Origin of the sequence: Bacillus cereus group sp. BfR-BA-01331 (assembly GCF_022663915.1) — a bacterium.
GTDB lineage: Bacteria > Bacillota > Bacilli > Bacillales > Bacillaceae_G > Bacillus_A > Bacillus_A mycoides.
On sequence record NZ_JAKUGJ010000003.1, the window covers coordinates 311,599 to 331,212 of the forward strand.

Genomic DNA, 19,614 nt, shown 5'->3' on the forward strand with positions numbered 1-19,614 from the left:
AGACTGCCTAAAAACATTAGGCAGTCTCTTTTTCGTTAAGAACTAGTAACGAGCAATGCATGCGGATGCTGCGTTTTATATTCCTCTTTCCATGTAATGTTTAGTTGTTCCCATGTTTCACCGCTATCAGTGGATTGAAAGATGCCATTGTTATTTAAAGTGTAAAACGTATGTGGTTCGGCTGGATTTGTAGCAAACATTGAAATGACTGTACCAATTGCAGATGGTAGTCCTTGCTGCACTTGCTCGAACGGAGTATCTTTCGTTTTCCGATAAATATAAGATTCATAAGGAATACGGTGATGAGCAAGGTCGGCACTTGGTGCGGCAGAAACGAGAATTGTATTACAATCAGCTGGATCGATAGCCATACTGTATAAATAATGATGCTCAAGTCCGTCACTACATGAGATCCAGCTGTTTCCACTGTTATAACTTTCAAGATATGCGCGATCAGGTCCGCCCATAAATCCGTCACCACATGATGCATAAAGGCGATTTGGGGCTTCAGGGTGCATGAGTAATTGATGAGCATCGATAGGAGCACCGAATTTTTTATCAATCCATGTATGCCCTTTATCATTACTTTGAATAACAGCACCAGCTTCGATTGAAACATGGAGTGTATTTGGATTGTTTGGATCAACTGTAATCCAGCGTACGTGATGGGTAAAAGGTCTAGGCGGAAAAGCCCACGTATAGGAAGATAATAATGATTTCATATTTTTAAGTTCAGTCCACGTTTCACCGCCATTTTCTGAACGGAATAAAGCACTCGGTTCTGTGCCGACATAAACGACGCCGTAGCCGTTAACTTGTTCATTTGAGCTTATCGTTATAGAAGTAATAGAAGAGTGTAAAATACCATCCTCTTTAGGGAAATCAAAGTAACGATATGAATCTCCAATTGGTCTCCATGAATCCCCGCCATCGTCACTTAGCCATAAACCTCGTCCAAATGTGCCGCAATATACACGATTTGTTTGGAATGGATCAACCACAATACAGGTAGGTTGCATATTTTGTAAATGATATGTGGTTTCATAGTTACCATATTGTTCTTTTACTATAACAAGTTCACGCTCCATGCAAAGAAATAGTCGTTTCAAGTTTGTAACCCCCTTAAAAATTCTTTCATTAGTAAACAATATGAAAATAAAAAAGAAGTAGTCTTGTTTTTAGTTGAGAAAAAGGACTTGTTTGAAAAGTAGCGAAGTTTGTATACAGAGGAAGCGGGATAAAGTGAAACTTTAATCAGTGGGGTATTGTTCATCTTCTACGGATTAGTAGCATTCACTATCGGGCGTTAATGGGGGATAAAGATAGGGAATGTGTTTCATACTAACATACAGATATTGCACTTAAAGGAGCATTTGTATGGGACACTCACATGATCACGGTCATTCAAAAAATAAAAAAGCGTTATTAATTGCCTTCTTATTAACAACAAGCTTTATGATTGCTGAAGTTATTGGCGGATTTGTAACAAATAGCTTAGCACTATTGTCTGACGCAGGGCATATGTTAAGTGATGCAGTATCCTTAGCTTTAAGTTTACTTGCGTTCAAGCTTGGGGAAAAAACGGCAACGGCCGCGAAAACATATGGGTATAAGCGAGTCGAAATGTTAGCGGCATTATGTAATGGTGTCGTTCTTATTGTCATTTCAGTATATATTTTTATTGAAGCAATTCGTCGTTTTAAGGAACCAGTTGAAATCGCTAGTAATGGAATGCTCATTATTGCTGTGCTTGGTCTGCTTATTAATATTGTATCAGCTTGGATATTAATGAGAGGCGGAGATGTGAAAGGTAATTTAAATTTAAGAAGTGCGTTCTTACATGTACTAGGCGATTTATTAGGTTCAGTTGGAGCGATTATTGCTGCGTTACTTATTAAATTTTTTGGATGGACTGCTGCAGATGCGGTTGCTAGTATTCTTGTGTCTATTTTAGTCATTATAAGTGGATGGCGTGTAACACGTGATACAGTTCATATATTAATGGAAGGTGCACCGCAGCACATAGATGCTGAAGAGGTGAAAAATACATTATTAAATATTACTATTGTAAAAGAAGTTCATGATTTACATATATGGTCTGTAACATCAGATTTTCAAGTATTAACTTGCCATCTTATTATCGAAGGTAATGAAACGCAAAGCGTATTAAAAGAAGCAACGGATGTATTAAAAGGGAAATTTCATGTAGAACATGTCACCATTCAAGTTGAAATAGAAGGTGAATTTAACCATAATGAGACAACTTGCAAAGTATGAAAGAAAAAGGGTATGAAAAAGTGTCATAACATTTTTCGCGTGGCATACATATATATAATGTGGCCACAAATACTTTGTAAGGTAAATATTTCATAAGATTACTTTACTTATTAAGAATCATCTTTTATAATCAAAAGTGGTAATTGATAAAGATTATCATTTTCAATGATCGTAGAAAGGAGTTTTTTAAAAGATGAGTAGTCAACTCCGTTTTGCTGTTGAAAATCGTAAGAGACATTTAATTGATGAGTTAATTGGAGCAGGGGTGTTTAAGATTCGCGACCGACAATTATACGAGCTGTCTTTAGAGGAATTGGAAAAAGAGTACGAGCATATTGAAGATTACGCAAATATTCAGGCATAGCATATAGATTATTAAAGAAGGAGCTGGTTACACTTTTGTGTAACCAGCTTTATTATTTCATAGAAATTATTTTTTGTATTTCTTTCATTGGACGGAGCCAGTTTTGAGACATCATTTGTTCCATTCGTTTTTCATCCTGCTTTTGTAGTGCTTGAATTATAGAGTGATGTTCTTTAATAGATTGACTTGCAGGTACGAAGTTTTGGAAAAATAAATATTCAAGGCGTAAAATGTGAAGTTGCATATTTTCTAGAAAAGGTTCAATATATCGGTTTTTAGCAATAGAAGTAATTGTATTGTGAAATCGTATATCTAGTTCTAAAGCTTTTTTTGAATCTTTTTCATGTATAGATTGTTGAAAAGCATCATTTATCTCGGAAAGTAGTTTAATATCAGCGTCTGTAACTTTTTGAAGTGCTTGCTTTCCTATAATTGAGTGAAGACCAGCTATCGTCTCATAAATGATAGATACGTCGTCTAACTTAATAGGCGCGATTTTCGTTTTTTGCCCAGGTACCATTTCAACTAATCCAGAAAGCTCTAAAATTTGTAAAGCTTCTCTAACAGGTGTTCTGCTTACTCCTAGTGCTTCTGCCAATTCCCCATCATTTATTTTTTCATCAGGTCGTAAAACACCTTCTATAATCCAATCTTGCAGTTGATTTAAAACGAGTGACTTTGCTGAAACTCTTCCTGGTTTTTTATAATTTTGAGGGACAGGCATAGTGAATTCAATCCTTTCATTGTATATGTTTCTTTTTCGTATTAACAAGCTTTAATTTTGGTTTTTCTTCATCTGGTTTTTGGCCTAATATGAGCACCATTACAATGACACAAAAAGCACCTAATAATTGAAAAGATTGAAACGGTACGTGCAAAATAAGTACGGAAGAAATAATAGCTGCGAGTGGTTCTGTACAGCCAAATAATGTTGTTTCTTTAGGCGTAAGGTATCTTATGCTATCTAAGTATAAATAAAATGCGATGAGTGTCCCGAAAATGACGACAAATGTAATGAGCGGGAGGGTACTTAGTTTTACATATTTCATAGTTGATAATAAAATGAATTCGTTTGTAGAAATAAAGTGTAAAATCGTTACACCAATACCCCCAATAATCATTCCCCATCCAACGATAACAGATGAAGACCATCTTTCTAACAATTCTTTTGAATACAAACTATAAAATGCGAGTGATAATCCAGATAAAATGCCCCAAATGATAGCTGGTGTGGAAACAGCTAAGTTTTGAACAGACCCGTTTGTTAGTAAGAGAAAAGTCCCTACTAATGAGAGTGCAATTGAAATAAAATCAATTTTTGATGGACGGACGTTCCATTTGAACAGTAAGTATATAGTGATAAATATAGGGGCTAAATATTGTAACAAAGTTGCAACAGCAGCGTTTCCTTCTTTAATAGAAGCGAAGTACGTGTACTGTACAGCAAGCATGCCTAAAAGACCGAACAAAATTATCTTATTTGCATCAGACTTTTGTTTCCAAATTCCAAATATTTCTTTTTTGTTCGCTCCGAATGATGACATAATGAGCAAAATAGCACCGGATATAAGTAAACGGATTGTAACTAACCATTCAGTAGAAACATTTTCATATTGAAATAGTTGTTGCGCAGCTGTTCCGGATAAGCCCCATAAACAAGCACCGATTATGACCATTATAATTCCTTTTAATCGATTTGGATCCATAAGACATATAGTCCTCCTTTCCAAAATATATATTGGATACAATATGCAATATATCACAAAAAGGAATAGTAATAAACTGAAATTTCTAATTAGATGAAAAATATTTATGGTGAAGACGAAAATTTTTTTGTGCGTGGTAAAATATTGTAGAGAGGGTGGTATTAAAATGCTAGCAGGATTTTTGGTTTGTTTATTTGTTGGATTACTTATCATTTTTTTAGGCTATCAAATACATGTGAAAAAGAGATTGTTTTTGTTGGCAGGCTATCAGGAAGAAACGTTTGTTGGAGATAAAAATAAATTAGCGAAGCTTTCAGGTGTGTTTTCCTATATAGTCGGAGTTGCTACTATACTATTACCGTTTGGCTTAGAAAAAATAGGTGATGTAGTTGGTATCGTATATGCTATCTTAATTGTTTTAGGTACAATTGTGTTTCTTATTAAAGCAAGTCGGTTAAATAAGAGTACTACAAAGTGAAAAAGGCTCCATGCTACGGAAGCCTTTTTATTTTTTGTTATGAAGTGTAAGTAAAAGCGGGAATAGGATCAACAAATGTATTCCAGTTTTGGTTCATTTCTTTTTCTGTTAATAGAACGATTCATATCGATGCCGATAAATACAAGTTCAGTTATTTGATCTCCATATCGTTCATCTAAGTTTTTCAATGCTTCTGGTTCTAAGGAATGCTATTTCCACTTGTGAAAATAAGTAAAGTAGAGAAGATTAAGAAGCCAGCAAATCCATATGTATATGATGCTTTACCCCAATAAGAATGGGGTAATTCTTCATCTTTTTATGAAATATAATCATAATTGCGACGCCAAAAAAATAAAGATAAGAGTAATTTGGTTTGTTAAAAATATGTGTATAAGGAGATACGCGATGAACTGGGTTACTCATAAACCATCGTTTGAATTTGAAAAATTTAGTCCTATTATTCGGTCACAATCTGCGTGGAGTGGGCATTTAGATTTCGCATATGATTTAGTAAGATTTGAAGAACCAGCAACTTTAGTTGAGTTAGGTACGCATTTAGGTGCTTCCTTTTTTAGTTTTTGCCAGGGGGTAAAAGATGGTGGGTTAGCCACAAAATGTTTTGCTGTAGATACTTGGGCTGGAGATGGGCATACAGGTCCATATGGAGAAGGGGTTTTTCAAATAGTAGAAAAAGTGGTGAGGGATAACTACCTGAATATAGGGAATTTAATTCGGTCTACTTTTGATGATGCTCTGGATGAGTTTCAAGATGAAACGATAAATCTTTTGCATATTGATGGCTATCATACGTATGAAGCTGTTTCTCATGATTATAAAACATGGTTACCTAAAGTTGCGAAAAACGGTATTGTATTATTTCATGATATTGAAGTTAAAAACGGTGATTTCGGTGTGTATAAGTTTTGGGATGAGGTCAAGGTGAAATACCCTCATTTTCAGTTTGGGCATTCATATGGACTTGGAGTTTTATTTCCGAAAGGTTGTAGCGATAAGTTTTCGGAAATACTTAAAAATAAAGAAGAGATACAAAATATGTATAAATAAAAGAGGGGCATGCATCGATTAAATGATGTGTGCTCTTTTTTTATGTGGAAATATATTATTACATATGAGGTGAAAGCGGTAGTAAAAAGTTTTGTTGAGGCAAATATTAAAAAGGTTATTATGAGTTAATAATTAGTGGGGATGGATAAAATCCTCATTGATTAAAGTTTTATTTCATTAGGTGTTTTTATCTAAATAAATAAAAATACAACATTTTTTATATTTTTCATTGCGAAAAGCGCAATCTACTTTTACAATAGAAAGGGTTGTGAATATATTATACTGAAAAAATAAATCGAAATAATATGAAAATTTTGTTTTGTCTTCGCTAATTGTATACTACATACACGTAAGACTACATACATCATGTTATCGACTTGTAAGGAGAGAAAAAAATGAAAAGTGTAAGATTACCATCGATGCTAGAAATTATTATTCTTTTATGCCTATTTCTTGCTGTCGTCTTTTCCTTCCAAACGATTTTTGATCTCCCAATTCAATTAGCGCTATTTATTTCATGGTTTTTAGTTATTGCGCTTGGATTAAGATTAGGATTTCGTTATCAAGAATTGCAAGATGCAATTACGAAAGGGATTTCTAATGGATTAGAAGCAATTCTTATTTTAGTTGCAGTTGGGGCTTTAATTGGAACGTGGATTGCTGGTGGGGTTGTACCTACATTAATTTATTATGGATTAGAATTCATTCACCCTAGCATATTCTTATTGGCAACTTTAATTATTTGTTCAATCACTTCTATCGCGACAGGAACATCATGGGGAACAGTTGGAACTGCAGGTATTGCTATGATGGCGATAGGTGAAGGGCTTGGATTACCACTTCCGCTTGTTGCGGGTGCAGTCCTTTCAGGAGCTTATTTCGGAGACAAATTATCACCACTTTCTGATAGTACAGTTCTTGCAGCTTCTATGGCGAAAGTAGATGTTATTGCTCACGTTCGAGCTATGCTCGTATTAGACGTTCCAGCTTATATTATTACCAGCATTATGTTTACTGTTGCTGGATGGATGTATGGCGGGGATAATGTAGATTTAAATAGAGTTGAGTTTTTAAAAGAATCTTTATTAAAGCACTTTGATATTAAAATATGGATGCTTGTTCCAGCGGTAATCGTTATTGTGCTATTGGCGATGAAGAAACCATCTATGCCAACAATTGCTATGGGAGCTTTAATTGGTGCAATTTGGGCAACACTTTTCCAAGGAATGCACTTTGGAGAGGCAATTGGAACAGCATATAACGGATTCTCAATTCAATCTGGTGTCGAGTTTGTCGATAAGTTATTAAACCGTGGTGGAATTAATGGTATGCTTGGTTCAGTAGCCGTTATTATTTTCGGCTTAGGTTTTGGTGGATTACTTGAAAAGTTAGGTGTTCTAAAGGTAATCGTATCGAAATTTGAGAAGAAATTAAATTCTGCAGGTAATGTAACATTGTCTACATTAATCGTTGCGTTTTTAGCTAACATATTTGGTTGTGCGATGTACGTATCACTTATTTTAACACCAAAAATTATGGAAGAAAGCTATGATAAATTAAAAATAGATCGCCGCGTATTAGCACGTAACTCAGAAGTAGGTGGAACTTTGACTTCTGGTATGGTTCCATGGTCTGATAATGGTATTTTTATGGCTGGTATTTTAGGTGTATCAACATTATCATACGTTCCATTTATGTGGCTAAGCTTCGTATCACTCATTTTAGCAGTTATTTATGGATATACAGGCAAGTTCATTTGGTATGTAGATGATGCGGATAAAGGAAAGCAAGCATCATAAAATAAAAAATCACCTTCTACAATATGTAGAAGGTGATTTTTTATTTTATAATAGGAGTTGAAGAAGTTATTTCGTCCTCATATTTAGCAATTTTTTGTTGTATCTTTTTTAAGTTTTTTTCAGTGTCTTGAATGAGCTGTAAGACATTGGTCTCCTGTTGTTTCATTAATTCCAACCGTTGAAGGATGGTAGATTCCCCCACCATAGACCAGTCGATAAATTTTTTTATTTTTTGAATTGGCATACTGGTGTTTTTTAAACATAAAATCATCTCTAAATATTTCAGTGCTTCTTCATCAAAAACGCGATCTCCTTTTTCATTTCTTTTAAGAAAAGGGAACAGTCCTTGTTTATCGTAATAACGTATTTGAGAAATAGTTAAGTGGTGCATTTTGGCGACTTGCCCAATTGTATAATACATATCATTCATCCCTTTATTACCAAGGTATAATGCCGTCTTTATTTAGTATTTTACCATTATAGTTTGTTTCACTTAATGCATATTTAATAATAATTTTAGCACTTTCATTGGTCGTATGGCCACCTGGGGAATTTCCATTTAGGTCAGTAGTTGTAAAACCAGGGGTTACTCCGAAAATTGCTGGACCGTTAGTACCAAATTCTTTGCTAAATGCTAATGTTAAAGCATTAATAGCTGTTTTTGAAGAATTGTATCCTAATGTATTAATTGGGTGTGTTTCACCGCTAGCAAACATTGTTAGTGAGGCCATGTCAGTTGTTACATTTATAATTTTACTGTTGCTTGATTTCTTTAATAATGGTAAAAAGGCTTGCACCATTTGGAATGTTCCAAAAAAGTTAACTTCAAATCCTTGGCGTAAAGTTTCAATATTTAATTCACTAGGTAGCGTATGGAAGTCGAGTGCTATGCCTGCATTATTGATTAATAAATCTAAGTGGTCAGTCGTTTCATGGATTTTTTTGATTGCTTCTTGAATGGATTGAGCACTAGAAATGTCTACTTGAGTATAGGAAACGTTTGAAACATTTAAAGATTCTACGGCTTGTTGTCCAAGTTGTTTATTACGAGCACCTAAAAATACGTGATAGTCTTTTTCTGCTAATTGACGAACCAATTCATATCCGATCCCTTTATTCGCACCTGTTATGAAAGCATATTTTTTCATTTTGAATTCCTCCAGTGTCGTTATAGTAGGTTACAATGGAAAGGATACAGCCTAAACCTAAGTTTAGGTCAAGAGGAATTTATGAAAAAAATATTGAATATTTGTATATATGAGTGAGAATTCTTATCATTTGATTAAAAGTCTGTTAATATAAGAGATGTAGGTATTATATTTTCAAGGGGATGAAAAAATGGAGTACAGAATTGAAAGAGATACATTAGGAGAAATAAAAGTTCCAGCTGATAAATTATGGGCAGCACAAACACAACGTAGTAAAGAAAACTTCCCGATTGGAACAGAGCAAATGCCGCTTGAAATTGTAAAAGCATTTGCCATTTTAAAGAAGAGTGCAGCGCTTAGCAATCAAAAATTAGGAAAGTTATCAGAAGAAAAAGCAGAAACAATTGTGGCAGCAGCTGACGAAGTAATTGCAGGGAAATGGAATGAACATTTTCCGCTTGTTGTATGGCAAACGGGTAGCGGTACACAGTCAAACATGAATGTGAATGAAGTAATTGCAAATCGAGGGAATCAAATTTTGAAAGATAAGGGATCTGACGTACATATTCATCCGAATGATGACGTGAACATGTCTCAAAGTTCAAATGATACATTTCCAACAGCGCTTCATGTAGCATGTGTAATTGCAGTAGAAAATCACGTATTACCGGCAATTACGAAACTAAAAGAAACTTTAGCAGAAAAAGTAACTGCATTTGAACATATTATAAAAATTGGTCGTACACACTTACAAGATGCAACACCGTTAACATTAGGACAAGAAATTAGCGGATGGCACCGTATGCTTGAAAAAACAGAGCGTATGATTGCAGAGAGCAATACATATATGAAAGAGCTTGCAATTGGTGGTACTGCAGTTGGAACAGGTATTAATGCTCATCCTAAATTTGGTGAGATGGTGTCAGAGGAAATTAGCCAATTTACAGGTAAGCAATTTATTTCTGCACCAAATAAGTTCCACGCATTAACGAGCCATGATGAAGTTGTATATACGCATGGTGCATTAAAGGCATTAGCAGCTGATTTAATGAAGATCGCTAACGATGTACGCTGGCTGGCAAGTGGTCCACGTAGTGGTCTAGGAGAAATTATTATTCCGGCAAATGAGCCAGGAAGCTCTATTATGCCAGGTAAAGTAAATCCAACGCAAAGTGAAGCGTTAACGATGGTTGTAGCGCAAGTGATGGGAAATGACGCAACAATCGGATTTGCTGCGAGCCAAGGTAATTTTGAGCTAAACGTATTTAAACCAGTTATTGCATATAACTTCTTACAATCCGCTCACTTATTAGCAGATGCAATTGTTTCATTTAATGATAATTGTGCAGTTGGTATTGAAGCGGATGAAGAAGTAATTAAAGAGAATGTGAATCGTTCATTAATGCTTGTTACTGCATTAAACCCGCATATAGGATATGAAAATGCAGCGAAAATTGCGAAGCATGCTCATAAAGAGGGGTTAACTTTAAAAGAAGCAGCATTGCAATCGGGCCTATTAACAGAAGAGCAATTTGATGAAATTGTAGATCCGAAAAAAATGATTGCTCCGAAAGAGTAATAGAAAAAGCCAAGGTTCTTAGTTTAGAATCTTGGCTTTTTTTGATATTTATTTTATGTTTCCGCCACTTGTACTACTGCAAGCTCCAAAAGATATTATTTGTTAGAAGACGTATTCATTACTTTCATATGTGGGCAGTTCTCTTTTAAGAGTGAAATGAATTTTTCTTCTTCTTGTGGTACGAAAGTTGTCACAGAGTCAAATAAATTATAATCAATTTCTAATTGCTGCCTAGTCCATTTTTCTGAACGGAGTGTTTTGCCAGAGTATTTAATGTGACGAATATCTTCAAATAGAATTTCAGTACGTAATATGAAACCGTGTTTTACAATAAGAGAAGATTCCGTTATGTTGTAGTGAGAGAAATAGAATGAAGAGAGATTCACGATATTTAACAGCATCATAAGAGTGAAAAAAATAGAATTTTCGTTTTGGAAGAATAGCGAAATGAAAAAAATAATTATAAATAATGTAATAAAAATGACGTGAAATGGATTTTTTTTCGCTTTAAACTTCAAGTTAGTCACCTCGTTATACGTGTTATTTAACTAAATTAAATCACAACATCGTAATAAACCGAAAGAATATGCAGAATTACATATTCTTTCGGTTTATTATTCGTGTAAAATTTTTTGATAGGATAAATTTAAATGAAGTTTTTAATAGTGGAGTGGTATAAAGTGACTAACAAGAATAGAAGTGTAGTGCTAGTCATAATTAGTTGTATGATGATTATGAATGGCTGCTCAAATAGATTCGCTGAGGATGGAAAGCGAAAACATGTATTTGTACAAGCGAGTAAAGTTTTAGTGGAAGTTGTTTATAAAATATATAAAGGGTAAAAGGTGTTTTCGTATATGGAAACACCTTTTTTGTAGTTAAAATTGAATGCTGAAGTTTTGGGATGTGTGAATGCCGGTTCCATGTTGAATTAAGTTTGTATCACTTAAATATTGAACAGCATATTTCACATCTTAATAATAAGTGGTTTCTAAAACACATTCGCTGTTTGTTGGGATAAGTCCTTTTTATAACGCATAAATAGATATTTTTATAAAAGTTTGTAAAATAGGTAAACGAAATGTTGAATTGTTTGCTTTCGGTATGGTAAGATGATGGAGTGGTAATAAACGGTATCGTAATTTGTTTATGGTTTTAATAAACCTTTTGGAGGAATGTTTAGTATGAGTGATATTTCAGAGAAGTTTTGGGATGCGTCGATAGAGGAATTGAAGAAAGGGTATGTATTTGACAAGGAAGCAGAGGAGTATGTTTGTTTAGCTTGTGGAGAAACGTTTATTAAAGGGGTTATTTATCAAGAAAATCAAGTTTTGTATGAAGCAGAGAAGTTTGTACAGTTGCATATTCAAAATGAGCATACATCTATGTTTGAATATTTATTAAATCTTGATAAAAAGTTTACAGGCTTAACTGATTTGCAAAAGAAAATGGTTCAGTTTTTCCATATGGGACTTAACGATAAAGAGATTGTAAAAGAAATGGATGGCGGGAGCACATCGACGATTCGCAATCATCGATTTACATTGCGCGAGAAAATGAAGCAAGCGAAAGTATTTTTAGCGTTAATGGAATTGTCAGAAGAAAAATCAAAAGTTCAAACTAAATTTGTACCGATTCATAGAACAGCTACGATGGTGGATGATCGCTACAATATTACGGAAGAAGAAAATGAGGAAGTATTAAAAGCACATTTTACAGAAGGATTAGATGGACCGCTTTCTAAATTTCCGAAGAAGCAAAAGCGTAAATTAATTATATTACGCCATTTAGTGACGAAGTTTGATAGTAATAAAAAGTACAATGAAAAAGAAGTAAATACTGTCATAGAAAGTGTATACCCGGATTTTGTAACTTTAAGAAGATATTTAATCGAATATGGGTTTTTAGATAGAACAGCTGATGGAAGCCAATATTGGGTGAAGTTATAATAATACGGAAAAGAAAATGAATGGAAGCACATCGTTATAACAACTATACAAAGAGATAGAAGTTGAAAAACAGATTTTTAGTAAAAGGAGAAATGAAATTTGAAACCACCTACAGATAACAATAAAGAAGGTGTAGAGTCACAGAAGTCAGAAACGGAACATAAGCCGATATGGAAATCGATGTCCATGTTTTTAGTGCCGTTACTTTTAAGTAATGTATTACAATCAGTTGGACAGTTATTTGGAATGGTAGTAGTAGGAAGATGGCTTGGCGTAAATGATCTAGCAGCTATATCGGCATTTTTTCCGTTATTTTTCCTACTCGTTTCATTTGTAATTGGAATTGGTTCTGGTAGTTCAATTTTAATTGGTCAGGCATTTGGTGCTAAAAATGAGGAGCGCTTAAAAGCTATCGTTGGTACGACGCTTACGTTTACTTTTATTATCGGAGTCGTGTTGGCGATAATAGGTAGTATTTTTGCAATGGATATTATGCGTCTTATGGGAACGCCAGAAAATATTATTGAAATAAGTGTGCATTACGCAAGAATTTTATTTATATCTATGCCAGTATTATTCTTATATTTTGCATATACAACATTTATGAGAGGTACAGGAGATTCAAAAACGCCATTTTACTTTTTAATCGTAAGTACAGCGCTAAATATGATCTTATTACCAATTCTTATTTTTGGCTGGTTAGGAGCTCCGAAATTAGATGTTTACGGAGCAGCCTATGCTTCAGTTATATCTACAGTTATTACGTTTATTGTCATGCTAGTGTATTTAAAGAAGAAAAATCATCCACTGCAATTAGACGTTACAGTAAGAAAATATCTTCGTATGGACTGGGAGTTATTAAAGTTATTATTACGACTTGGTATTCCAGCGAGTATTAATATGATATTAGTTTCATTATCAGAAATTGCGGTAATCGCATTTGTGAATCGCTATGGGTCAGATGCAACAGCGGCGTATGGCGTTGTGAACCAAGTTGCAAGTTATGTACAAATGCCAGCGGTTAGCCTCGGTATTACGGTATCAATTTTTGCAGCGCAATCAATTGGTGCGAACCAATTTGATCGATTGCAGAAAGTTGTTAAGGCCGGAATTATTATGAATTATATCATTGGTGGTGTATTAATATCTCTTATTTACTTGTTCTCAAGAGATATTTTAGCACTATTTTTAACAAGTCAAAATACAATTGACATTGCTCATAGTCTAATCATGATTACATTATGGAGCTACTTAATTTTCGGTCATGCACAAATCATTAGTGCGACAATGCGAGCAAGTGGTACTGTATTATGGCCAACTGTAATCAGTGTTGTATCAATTTGGCTTGTTGAAGTACCTGTGGCGTATTATCTTTCTTACCATACGAGCCTTGGAATAGAAGGGATATGGATTGGGTATCCAGCTGCATTCATCGTCAGCTTAATATTACAGTATGCATATTATAAGCTTTCATGGCAGAAGAAACGAATTACACGATTAGTGAGTTAAAAGATGAAAATGTCCCTAAGTCATTATACTTAGGGACATTTTTTTATGAATGCTTATAAATAACTTTTCAAAGTTATGTCAAAATGTTGTCTAATGAGTTCTCCATTATTCATATAAAACTCCCAAGCTGTATCTGGCTCACCGATAATTTCAAATGAACCTTCTGTAATATATAAAGCGCAATTATCTTCTAATGCAATACCTTCTATATTACCTTGGTGAGTTTGTAAAAACGTATGGAAGGCATTCATTCTATTTAATTGATTGTAATGGGGGCAAAATCTTTTGTTAACAATACCCCAGCCACTACTTTCTATATAACCGGAACCTTCATAATCTGAACGAATGCTAGATGTGAACCAGCACATAGCACCGGCACTATATCCTGCAATAAGTGTTCCACGTTTTAAAGCAAATAGTAACTTTTCATCTAGTTTATGTTCTTTCCATTGTTCAAGCATGTGAACGTAATTTCCACCGCCAAGGTAAATTAAATCGGCAGAATGAATCATCTCATCTATTTCATATTTAGTAGGTGTTTCGGTTGAAATGCGTAAAATTTGAACCTCACAATGTAATTGCTTTTCAAATGTTTCTAAAAATAACTTTATATATCCTTCATCATCACGACTAGCTGTAGGAATGAATAATACTTTTGGGTATTGTTTATTCGTTAATTCTATAAGTCGTTCATTAATATGCAAGTGATTTGGATCTTGTAAATCACCGCCACCAATGACAGCTAATTTCATAGTAAAGCACCACCTAATAATATTTGTTATGTAAAAATTCGATAGTGGGGAGTTACATTCCTTCTGTGATTTAATGAATAAGGGGAAATAAAGTAAACAATATACTGAAATAGCATGAGGTATCGTTAGCTGTAGATAGAAAGGAATTAGAAGCAGTTTATCCCGCTATTTGCGGGCAGTAAACTCCCGCCTCAAAATTCAACTGGAGCAAAGCAGTTAGGTGGGAGCCCTGCTGCCCGTAAACGCCCGATTGGTGAAGGCTAATAATCAGTGGGGAATGAACAAAACCCCCACTGATTAAAGTTTCACTTTATTGATATATAATACTGGATAATATTGTTTCAAAGTATGGAAACAATATGTTTAAATGAATATAACGACGTACTAATGAATATTGAAAGAGTATTTATATTAAAAAGTACGGGGAATACCAGAAGTTTTACAAAAATGTTTTTTACTTTTTATAGGAACTTATTCTATAATATGGTGAAATTATATCGATATATTTATTAGCGTAAACTGAAAAGAGGGAGCGTGAAAGAGTGGATTTTCGATTTGAGTTCGCAGCGAAGGTGAAAGAATATTTAGACGATGAAAAAGATGAAAAAATAATAAAAGATGGACATAGAGATATAATTTATAAATATTTATATCCGTTAGAGAGTGAAATTGGAATTTTTAAAAATCCTAACTTTACTTTTTTTGCATCAGGAAGACGTTCACATATAGTATTAGAAAATATTGAATTTAAAACAGAAGTAAACGTAGAAAGTAATGTAATTGAAATTACAAAAATAGTGGATAAGGTGGTGATTCCATTAGATACTATCGTAGCAAAAGATCGGGAATTATTTGCACTTGGGCGTAATGAGAAATTTAGTGTGCAAATATTAGAATATTATCTCTATGATACATTTGGAGAGAAGTTAGGTTTACAATGAATCGAACGTGGTACAGATAACTAATTAGTGGAGATTAGGATTCATTTAAGTATCAATATCATTTATGTTTGACCTTCTATACATTTTATACTACAATCTGTAGTGTGAAAGGGGGCATACGATGTTTACTCAAAACTACAAGTTAAATGAGCAAGGGTTAAATCACTTTTTCGGACCGCTTGAAGCGAAAATAATGGAGATTGTTTGGGCTACTGAGGGTATTACCATTAAAGATGTGCAACAGAAATTAAGTGAAGAATCCCCGGTGAATTTTAATACTGTAATGACAGTTATGAACAGATTAGTAGAGAAAGCACATTTAGAAAAGCATATTGTGAAAAGAAGTGGTATGTATCGTACTACACAAACGAAGGAAGAATTTTTATCTAATCAAACGAAGAAAATGACACAGGAATTAATGGGTGAATTTGGAGATCTTGTTGTGAACCATATGATAGATGAGTTAGAACAAGCTGATCCATCTTTAATAAAAAAATTAGAAGAGAAATTAAGTCGGCTAAAAAAAGAGGACCGATAAAATGAAGTGGCAAATGCGTAAAATCGTTTTGTTAGCAGTGACTATTAGTGTGCTTTTTTTAAGCATGTTAGTATACTACGTTACATACCCATTTCTTTTTCAAAATAAAGCATTTTTCCTTTCTCAATTTTGTTTATTTGAATTACAAAAACATATGAGGGAACTATCAATACTTCGTATAATGATAGCCGGATTACTGTTATTTACTGTAATCATTATGAGTAAAAGAATTTGGAAGCAATTTTTTTATAGTAAAAGATTGAAAAGAAATCTCGTGTCTATTACTAGAAAAGGAAAGCAAGTGTACGTATTATCAACGTTACAGATTACGGCATTTACAATTGGATTATTTCGACCGAAAATTGTCATTTCAGAAGGAATGTTTCAGGCATTTTCTGAGGAAGAAATTGATGCGATTGTATTACATGAGGAATATCATCAAAAAAATCGAGATCCATTAAAGTTATTTTTCTTTACATTGTTAGCTGAGGGAATGATGTATATTCCTATATTAAAAGGGATGTTGCAGCGTTATCATGTATATCAAGAGCTATCAGCAGATAAATATGCGATGCAAAAAATGAAATCTTCATTTGAGCTAGGTAGTGCATTATTAAAGTTAATTAAAATAAAGACGATGGAAAATCAATGTATTACAGCGTCGTTTGCGAAAACCGCAATTAATTTACGAATTGAGCAAGTGTTGAATGAGAAAGTTGTTAAGCTGAATATGCCATTACATACAAATTCAGTATATGTAACGTTAGGGCTATTTTGTATGTCGATTGTACTTATTGTCGGAGAGTGCATATAGCCTCTTTTTTTAATAATTAACACTACGCATTGTAGTGTGTTTAGGAGGGATAAAATGAATGCGGCGGATTTAACAATTTGGCTAGTAGTAGGGGCTGGGATACTTTCATTTATATCACCATGCTCTTTACCGCTATATCCATCTTATTTATCATATATTACAGGTGTGTCTATTCAAGATTTAAAAGAAAATCGTGGGATTATGCAAAAGTCAGCGATTATACATACAGTATTTTTTATGATCGGTTTCTCGGTTATATTTTATGCGTTAGGTTTATCGGTGAGTTGGATTGGGATTACTTTTTCATCTAATCAAAGATTGATTCAGCAAATTGGTGGGGTTTTTATTGTTTTGATGGGGTTATTTATGACTGGATTGTTTCAGCCTAAGTGGCTTATGGCAGAGAAAAAAGTGCAGTATAGAAGTAAATCGACAGGATATATTCGCTCAATTTTGGTCGGCATGACATATGCAGCAGGATGGACACCGTGTGTTGGTCCGATATTTTCTGCAGTGCTTATGCTCGGGGCGACCAATCCTGAAAGTGCGCTTCTTTATATTACGGCATATACTCTTGGCTTTGCAGTTCCGTTTTTCGTGATGGCATTTTTTATTGGAAAGGTAAGATGGATTGTTACTTATGCCAATGTCATGATGAAAATCGGCGGTGGAATGATGATTTTAACAGGGGTTTTATTATATACAAATCAAATGACGAAAATTACAGCGTTCTTTATTCGTCTATTCGGCGGATTTATGGGATTTTAGAAATGAGGAGGAAGAAAAGTGAAGAAACTAATTGCTATTATACTAGCTGGGGCACTAATTTGGGCCGGAGTTAACTTTTATAATACTAAGAAAGAAGAAAAAGAAAGAAAAGCGAAACAAGCGGAGTTACAAGAGAAGGAAGTATTACCACAAGTGGGATTTAAAGCGCCGAACATAACATTAAAAGGATTAGATGGGAAGCTTTATTCGTTAAATGATGCAAAGGGAAAACCATATGTTATTAATTTTTGGGCATCATGGTGTGGTCCATGTGAAATGGAGGCTCCTGATCTAGTTCGTTTGTATGATAAATATAAGGAGGATGTTGAAATCTTTGCGGTAAATGCAACAATCGGGGATCCAGTACAAGAAGCGAGCGCATTTGCAGATCGTCACGGATTTAAATTTCCTGTTCTATTAGATATGGACGGAGTAGCTGGAATAGATTATAAAGTATTTTCTTTACCAACGACATTTTTTGTTAATAAAGATGGAATTATTGTAGATCATGCACGAGGTGTATTACCTCCAGATCAATTAGAAGAGAAGTTTAAGAAAATAATTGAGAATTAAGAGGGGATTTCATAGTGATGGAGTGGATGGTGAGGTTACAACCCGTTTCTCTTATAATAGGAAGTTTATTTGGATTTACTCTAATGAAACTAAGGATGAAAAAGCAAAATATTCAATATGAAAAAATGATGGATGCAGTAACGAATGGCTTTCTTATCATTGTATTAGTATGGAAATTCGCACCGGCAATTTTAAATCCGGTATGGGCCATTGGGGCGCCAATGCCAGCATTATTAGCTGTAGGAAGTATTCAGCATATTATAGTAGGGTGCGTAATTGCGAGTATATATATTGTTTGGAAAAGTAAAAAAGAGCAATTTTCTCTTCGGATTTTACTTGATACATTACCTTTTGGATTTTGCGTGAGTATAATCTTTTATTTTATATTCCATCAAGAAGTAGGTGCACAAACGACACTGCCGTGGGGGATGAAAATATATGAATCAAAATTTTTGTATCATCCTATTTTCATGTATGAGATTATACTCGCACTCGGTATAATTGGCTCGTTATGGATTAAAAATGAAAGATTAGGAAATGGAAAGAATATAAGCTTTTTTCTAATTTGCGAGGGAATTGCTCATATCATTATTTCACTTATTAGTGAACAAAATTCAGTTCTATTTGGTCTTTCAATACAGCAAATACTCAGTTTTTTTGTTATTAGTTTAGGGATTTTGTTAGTACCAAAAAAATAAAAGTAGCCATGCACGGAGAGCATGGCTATTTTTGTATTATCATATGAATTAAAAAATCGGCGGAGTAACAGAAAATAAAACAATCGCATTTTTCTCGAATTGATTTACCCATTTATGTTTTAAATAAGCTGGTATTTTTACGCTATCACCAGTTTCTAATGTGTATTCTTCTTCATTTAAGTGCAATGTGATTTTTCCGTCTAATACAAATGCTAATTCTTCACCTTTATGCTCTAGAACATTTTCTGATGAAGCAGTATTTGGTGGGATAGTCATAATTGCTGTTGCTAAATTTCCTGTGAAATCAGGTGATAACAATTCATATGATAAATTATCGATAATCATTTTTTTTCTTTTATGAGAACGTACAATTAAATCGTCTGTATTATTTTCTTCAAGTAAAAAACTAAATGTTGGAACATCAAGAGCTTTTGCAAGTACCTTTAATGTTTGAATAGAAGGGTTAGCAGAACCACGTTCAATTTGACTAAGCATTGATGGTGTGATTTCGGCCATCTTTGCTAATTCTTTACTAGTTAATCCTTTTTCTTTTCTTTGTTTTTCAATCTTTTTACCAATATCTATATTTTCCATAATAAATGCTCCTTAATAATTATTAAATTATATTTAAATAAATTAAATTGAAATTAACTAAA

Annotated in this window: 23 protein-coding genes and 2 pseudogenes; 16 read left to right on the plus strand and 9 right to left on the minus strand. The window is 33.9% G+C overall.

What is annotated here, in order from left to right; translation table 11 throughout:
• Positions 1–35 precede the first annotated feature (35 nt).
• Positions 36–1,109 (minus strand): beta propeller repeat protein, encoded by a 1,074-nt coding sequence (locus tag MR155_RS08360; RefSeq protein WP_242309213.1) that lies wholly within the window; start codon positions 1,107–1,109, stop codon positions 36–38.
• Positions 1,110–1,377: 268 nt separating this feature from the next.
• On the opposite strand from MR155_RS08360, the gene MR155_RS08365 reads away from it, so the two are divergent.
• Positions 1,378–2,277: a cation diffusion facilitator family transporter gene (locus MR155_RS08365; protein ID WP_002012090.1), complete on the plus strand. Its 900-nt coding sequence runs from the start codon at positions 1,378–1,380 to the stop codon at positions 2,275–2,277.
• A 193-nt stretch (positions 2,278–2,470) separates the two neighbouring features.
• A complete protein-coding gene (gene fbpA / locus MR155_RS08370) occupies positions 2,471–2,641 on the plus strand; it encodes a Fur-regulated basic protein FbpA (protein ID WP_002012091.1) in 171 nt (56 codons plus the stop codon).
• Between the two features lie 52 nt (positions 2,642–2,693).
• On the opposite strand, the gene MR155_RS08375 is transcribed toward fbpA, so the two are convergent.
• Together MR155_RS08375 and MR155_RS08380 are read right to left on the minus strand one after the other, a co-directional pair.
• Positions 2,694–3,365: a GntR family transcriptional regulator gene (locus MR155_RS08375; RefSeq protein WP_002030983.1), complete on the minus strand. Its 672-nt coding sequence runs from the start codon at positions 3,363–3,365 to the stop codon at positions 2,694–2,696.
• 16 nt (positions 3,366–3,381) lie between these two features.
• Entirely contained in the window at positions 3,382–4,347 is a 966-nt protein-coding gene (locus MR155_RS08380; RefSeq protein ID WP_219301944.1) for a DMT family transporter, read from the minus strand.
• Between the two features lie 166 nt (positions 4,348–4,513).
• Between MR155_RS08380 and MR155_RS08385 the strand changes: the two genes are divergently transcribed.
• The gene (locus tag MR155_RS08385) at positions 4,514–4,825 is read left to right on the plus strand and encodes a DUF3784 domain-containing protein (protein WP_113938062.1); all 312 of its coding nucleotides are present in this window, start codon (positions 4,514–4,516) and stop codon (positions 4,823–4,825) included.
• A 37-nt stretch (positions 4,826–4,862) separates the two neighbouring features.
• Here MR155_RS08385 and MR155_RS08390 read toward each other — a convergent pair.
• Positions 4,863–5,025 (minus strand): annotated as a pseudogene (locus MR155_RS08390) (GTP-binding protein); the annotation flags it as partial.
• A 3-nt stretch (positions 5,026–5,028) separates the two neighbouring features.
• On the opposite strand from MR155_RS08390, the pseudogene MR155_RS32015 reads away from it, so the two are divergent.
• The 3 genes and pseudogenes from MR155_RS32015 to nhaC all read left to right on the plus strand — a co-directional run.
• Positions 5,029–5,118 (plus strand): annotated as a pseudogene (locus MR155_RS32015) (TIGR03943 family putative permease subunit); the annotation flags it as partial.
• 112 nt (positions 5,119–5,230) lie between these two features.
• Positions 5,231–5,890, plus strand: coding sequence for a class I SAM-dependent methyltransferase (locus tag MR155_RS08400; protein ID WP_002168696.1), 660 nt, complete (start codon positions 5,231–5,233; stop codon positions 5,888–5,890).
• 395 nt (positions 5,891–6,285) lie between these two features.
• The gene (gene nhaC, locus MR155_RS08405; protein WP_002086402.1) at positions 6,286–7,689 is read left to right on the plus strand and encodes a Na+/H+ antiporter NhaC; all 1,404 of its coding nucleotides are present in this window, start codon (positions 6,286–6,288) and stop codon (positions 7,687–7,689) included.
• Between the two features lie 40 nt (positions 7,690–7,729).
• Here nhaC and MR155_RS08410 read toward each other — a convergent pair whose 3' ends face one another.
• Both MR155_RS08410 and MR155_RS08415 read right to left on the minus strand, forming a co-directional pair.
• Positions 7,730–8,119, minus strand: a complete 390-nt coding sequence (locus MR155_RS08410; protein WP_080019756.1) for a MerR family transcriptional regulator — start codon at positions 8,117–8,119, stop codon at positions 7,730–7,732.
• A 7-nt stretch (positions 8,120–8,126) separates the two neighbouring features.
• Positions 8,127–8,837 carry an SDR family NAD(P)-dependent oxidoreductase gene (locus tag MR155_RS08415; RefSeq protein ID WP_113938063.1) on the minus strand — a complete coding sequence of 237 codons (711 nt, stop codon included), beginning with the start codon at positions 8,835–8,837 and terminating at the stop codon, positions 8,127–8,129.
• Between the two features lie 190 nt (positions 8,838–9,027).
• Between MR155_RS08415 and fumC the strand changes: the two genes are divergently transcribed.
• Entirely contained in the window at positions 9,028–10,416 is a 1,389-nt protein-coding gene (gene fumC, locus MR155_RS08420) for a class II fumarate hydratase (protein ID WP_113735573.1), read from the plus strand.
• Between the two features lie 95 nt (positions 10,417–10,511).
• On the opposite strand, the gene MR155_RS08425 is transcribed toward fumC, so the two are convergent.
• Positions 10,512–10,934: a PH domain-containing protein gene (locus MR155_RS08425; RefSeq protein ID WP_242309215.1), complete on the minus strand. Its 423-nt coding sequence runs from the start codon at positions 10,932–10,934 to the stop codon at positions 10,512–10,514.
• A gap of 132 nt (positions 10,935–11,066) precedes the next feature.
• On the opposite strand from MR155_RS08425, the gene MR155_RS08430 reads away from it, so the two are divergent.
• From MR155_RS08430 to MR155_RS08440, 3 genes are all read left to right on the plus strand, one after another.
• A complete protein-coding gene (locus MR155_RS08430; RefSeq protein ID WP_242309216.1) occupies positions 11,067–11,258 on the plus strand; it encodes a hypothetical protein in 192 nt (63 codons plus the stop codon).
• 342 nt (positions 11,259–11,600) lie between these two features.
• Positions 11,601–12,365 (plus strand): DUF2087 domain-containing protein, encoded by a 765-nt coding sequence (locus MR155_RS08435; protein WP_242309218.1) that lies wholly within the window; start codon positions 11,601–11,603, stop codon positions 12,363–12,365.
• A 99-nt stretch (positions 12,366–12,464) separates the two neighbouring features.
• Complete coding sequence (locus MR155_RS08440) at positions 12,465–13,874, plus strand: MATE family efflux transporter (protein ID WP_242309221.1); 1,410 nt, start codon at positions 12,465–12,467, stop codon at positions 13,872–13,874.
• 53 nt (positions 13,875–13,927) lie between these two features.
• Here MR155_RS08440 and MR155_RS08445 read toward each other — a convergent pair whose 3' ends face one another.
• Entirely contained in the window at positions 13,928–14,626 is a 699-nt protein-coding gene (locus MR155_RS08445) for a peptidase E (RefSeq protein ID WP_002064712.1), read from the minus strand.
• 542 nt (positions 14,627–15,168) lie between these two features.
• Here MR155_RS08445 and MR155_RS08450 point away from each other — a divergent pair.
• The 6 genes from MR155_RS08450 to MR155_RS08475 all read left to right on the plus strand — a co-directional run bounded on the left by MR155_RS08450 (position 15,169) and on the right by MR155_RS08475 (position 18,958).
• Positions 15,169–15,567 (plus strand): DUF3942 family protein, encoded by a 399-nt coding sequence (locus MR155_RS08450; RefSeq protein ID WP_242309223.1) that lies wholly within the window; start codon positions 15,169–15,171, stop codon positions 15,565–15,567.
• A gap of 121 nt (positions 15,568–15,688) precedes the next feature.
• Positions 15,689–16,105, plus strand: coding sequence for a BlaI/MecI/CopY family transcriptional regulator (locus MR155_RS08455; protein ID WP_002135483.1), 417 nt, complete (start codon positions 15,689–15,691; stop codon positions 16,103–16,105).
• A 1-nt stretch (position 16,106) separates the two neighbouring features.
• Positions 16,107–16,919 (plus strand): M56 family metallopeptidase, encoded by an 813-nt coding sequence (locus MR155_RS08460; RefSeq protein ID WP_002012264.1) that lies wholly within the window; start codon positions 16,107–16,109, stop codon positions 16,917–16,919.
• A gap of 54 nt (positions 16,920–16,973) precedes the next feature.
• Complete coding sequence (gene ccdA / locus MR155_RS08465) at positions 16,974–17,687, plus strand: cytochrome c biogenesis CcdA family protein (RefSeq protein WP_242309225.1); 714 nt, start codon at positions 16,974–16,976, stop codon at positions 17,685–17,687.
• 18 nt (positions 17,688–17,705) lie between these two features.
• Positions 17,706–18,260 (plus strand): TlpA family protein disulfide reductase, encoded by a 555-nt coding sequence (locus MR155_RS08470; protein WP_002031090.1) that lies wholly within the window; start codon positions 17,706–17,708, stop codon positions 18,258–18,260.
• 14 nt (positions 18,261–18,274) lie between these two features.
• Positions 18,275–18,958, plus strand: a complete 684-nt coding sequence (locus MR155_RS08475) for a prolipoprotein diacylglyceryl transferase family protein (protein ID WP_002086390.1) — start codon at positions 18,275–18,277, stop codon at positions 18,956–18,958.
• A 48-nt stretch (positions 18,959–19,006) separates the two neighbouring features.
• Here the strand turns inward: MR155_RS08475 and MR155_RS08480 are convergent, their stop codons facing one another.
• Positions 19,007–19,552, minus strand: a complete 546-nt coding sequence (locus MR155_RS08480) for a helix-turn-helix domain-containing protein (protein WP_002012259.1) — start codon at positions 19,550–19,552, stop codon at positions 19,007–19,009.
• Between the last annotated feature and the right edge of the window lie 62 nt (positions 19,553–19,614).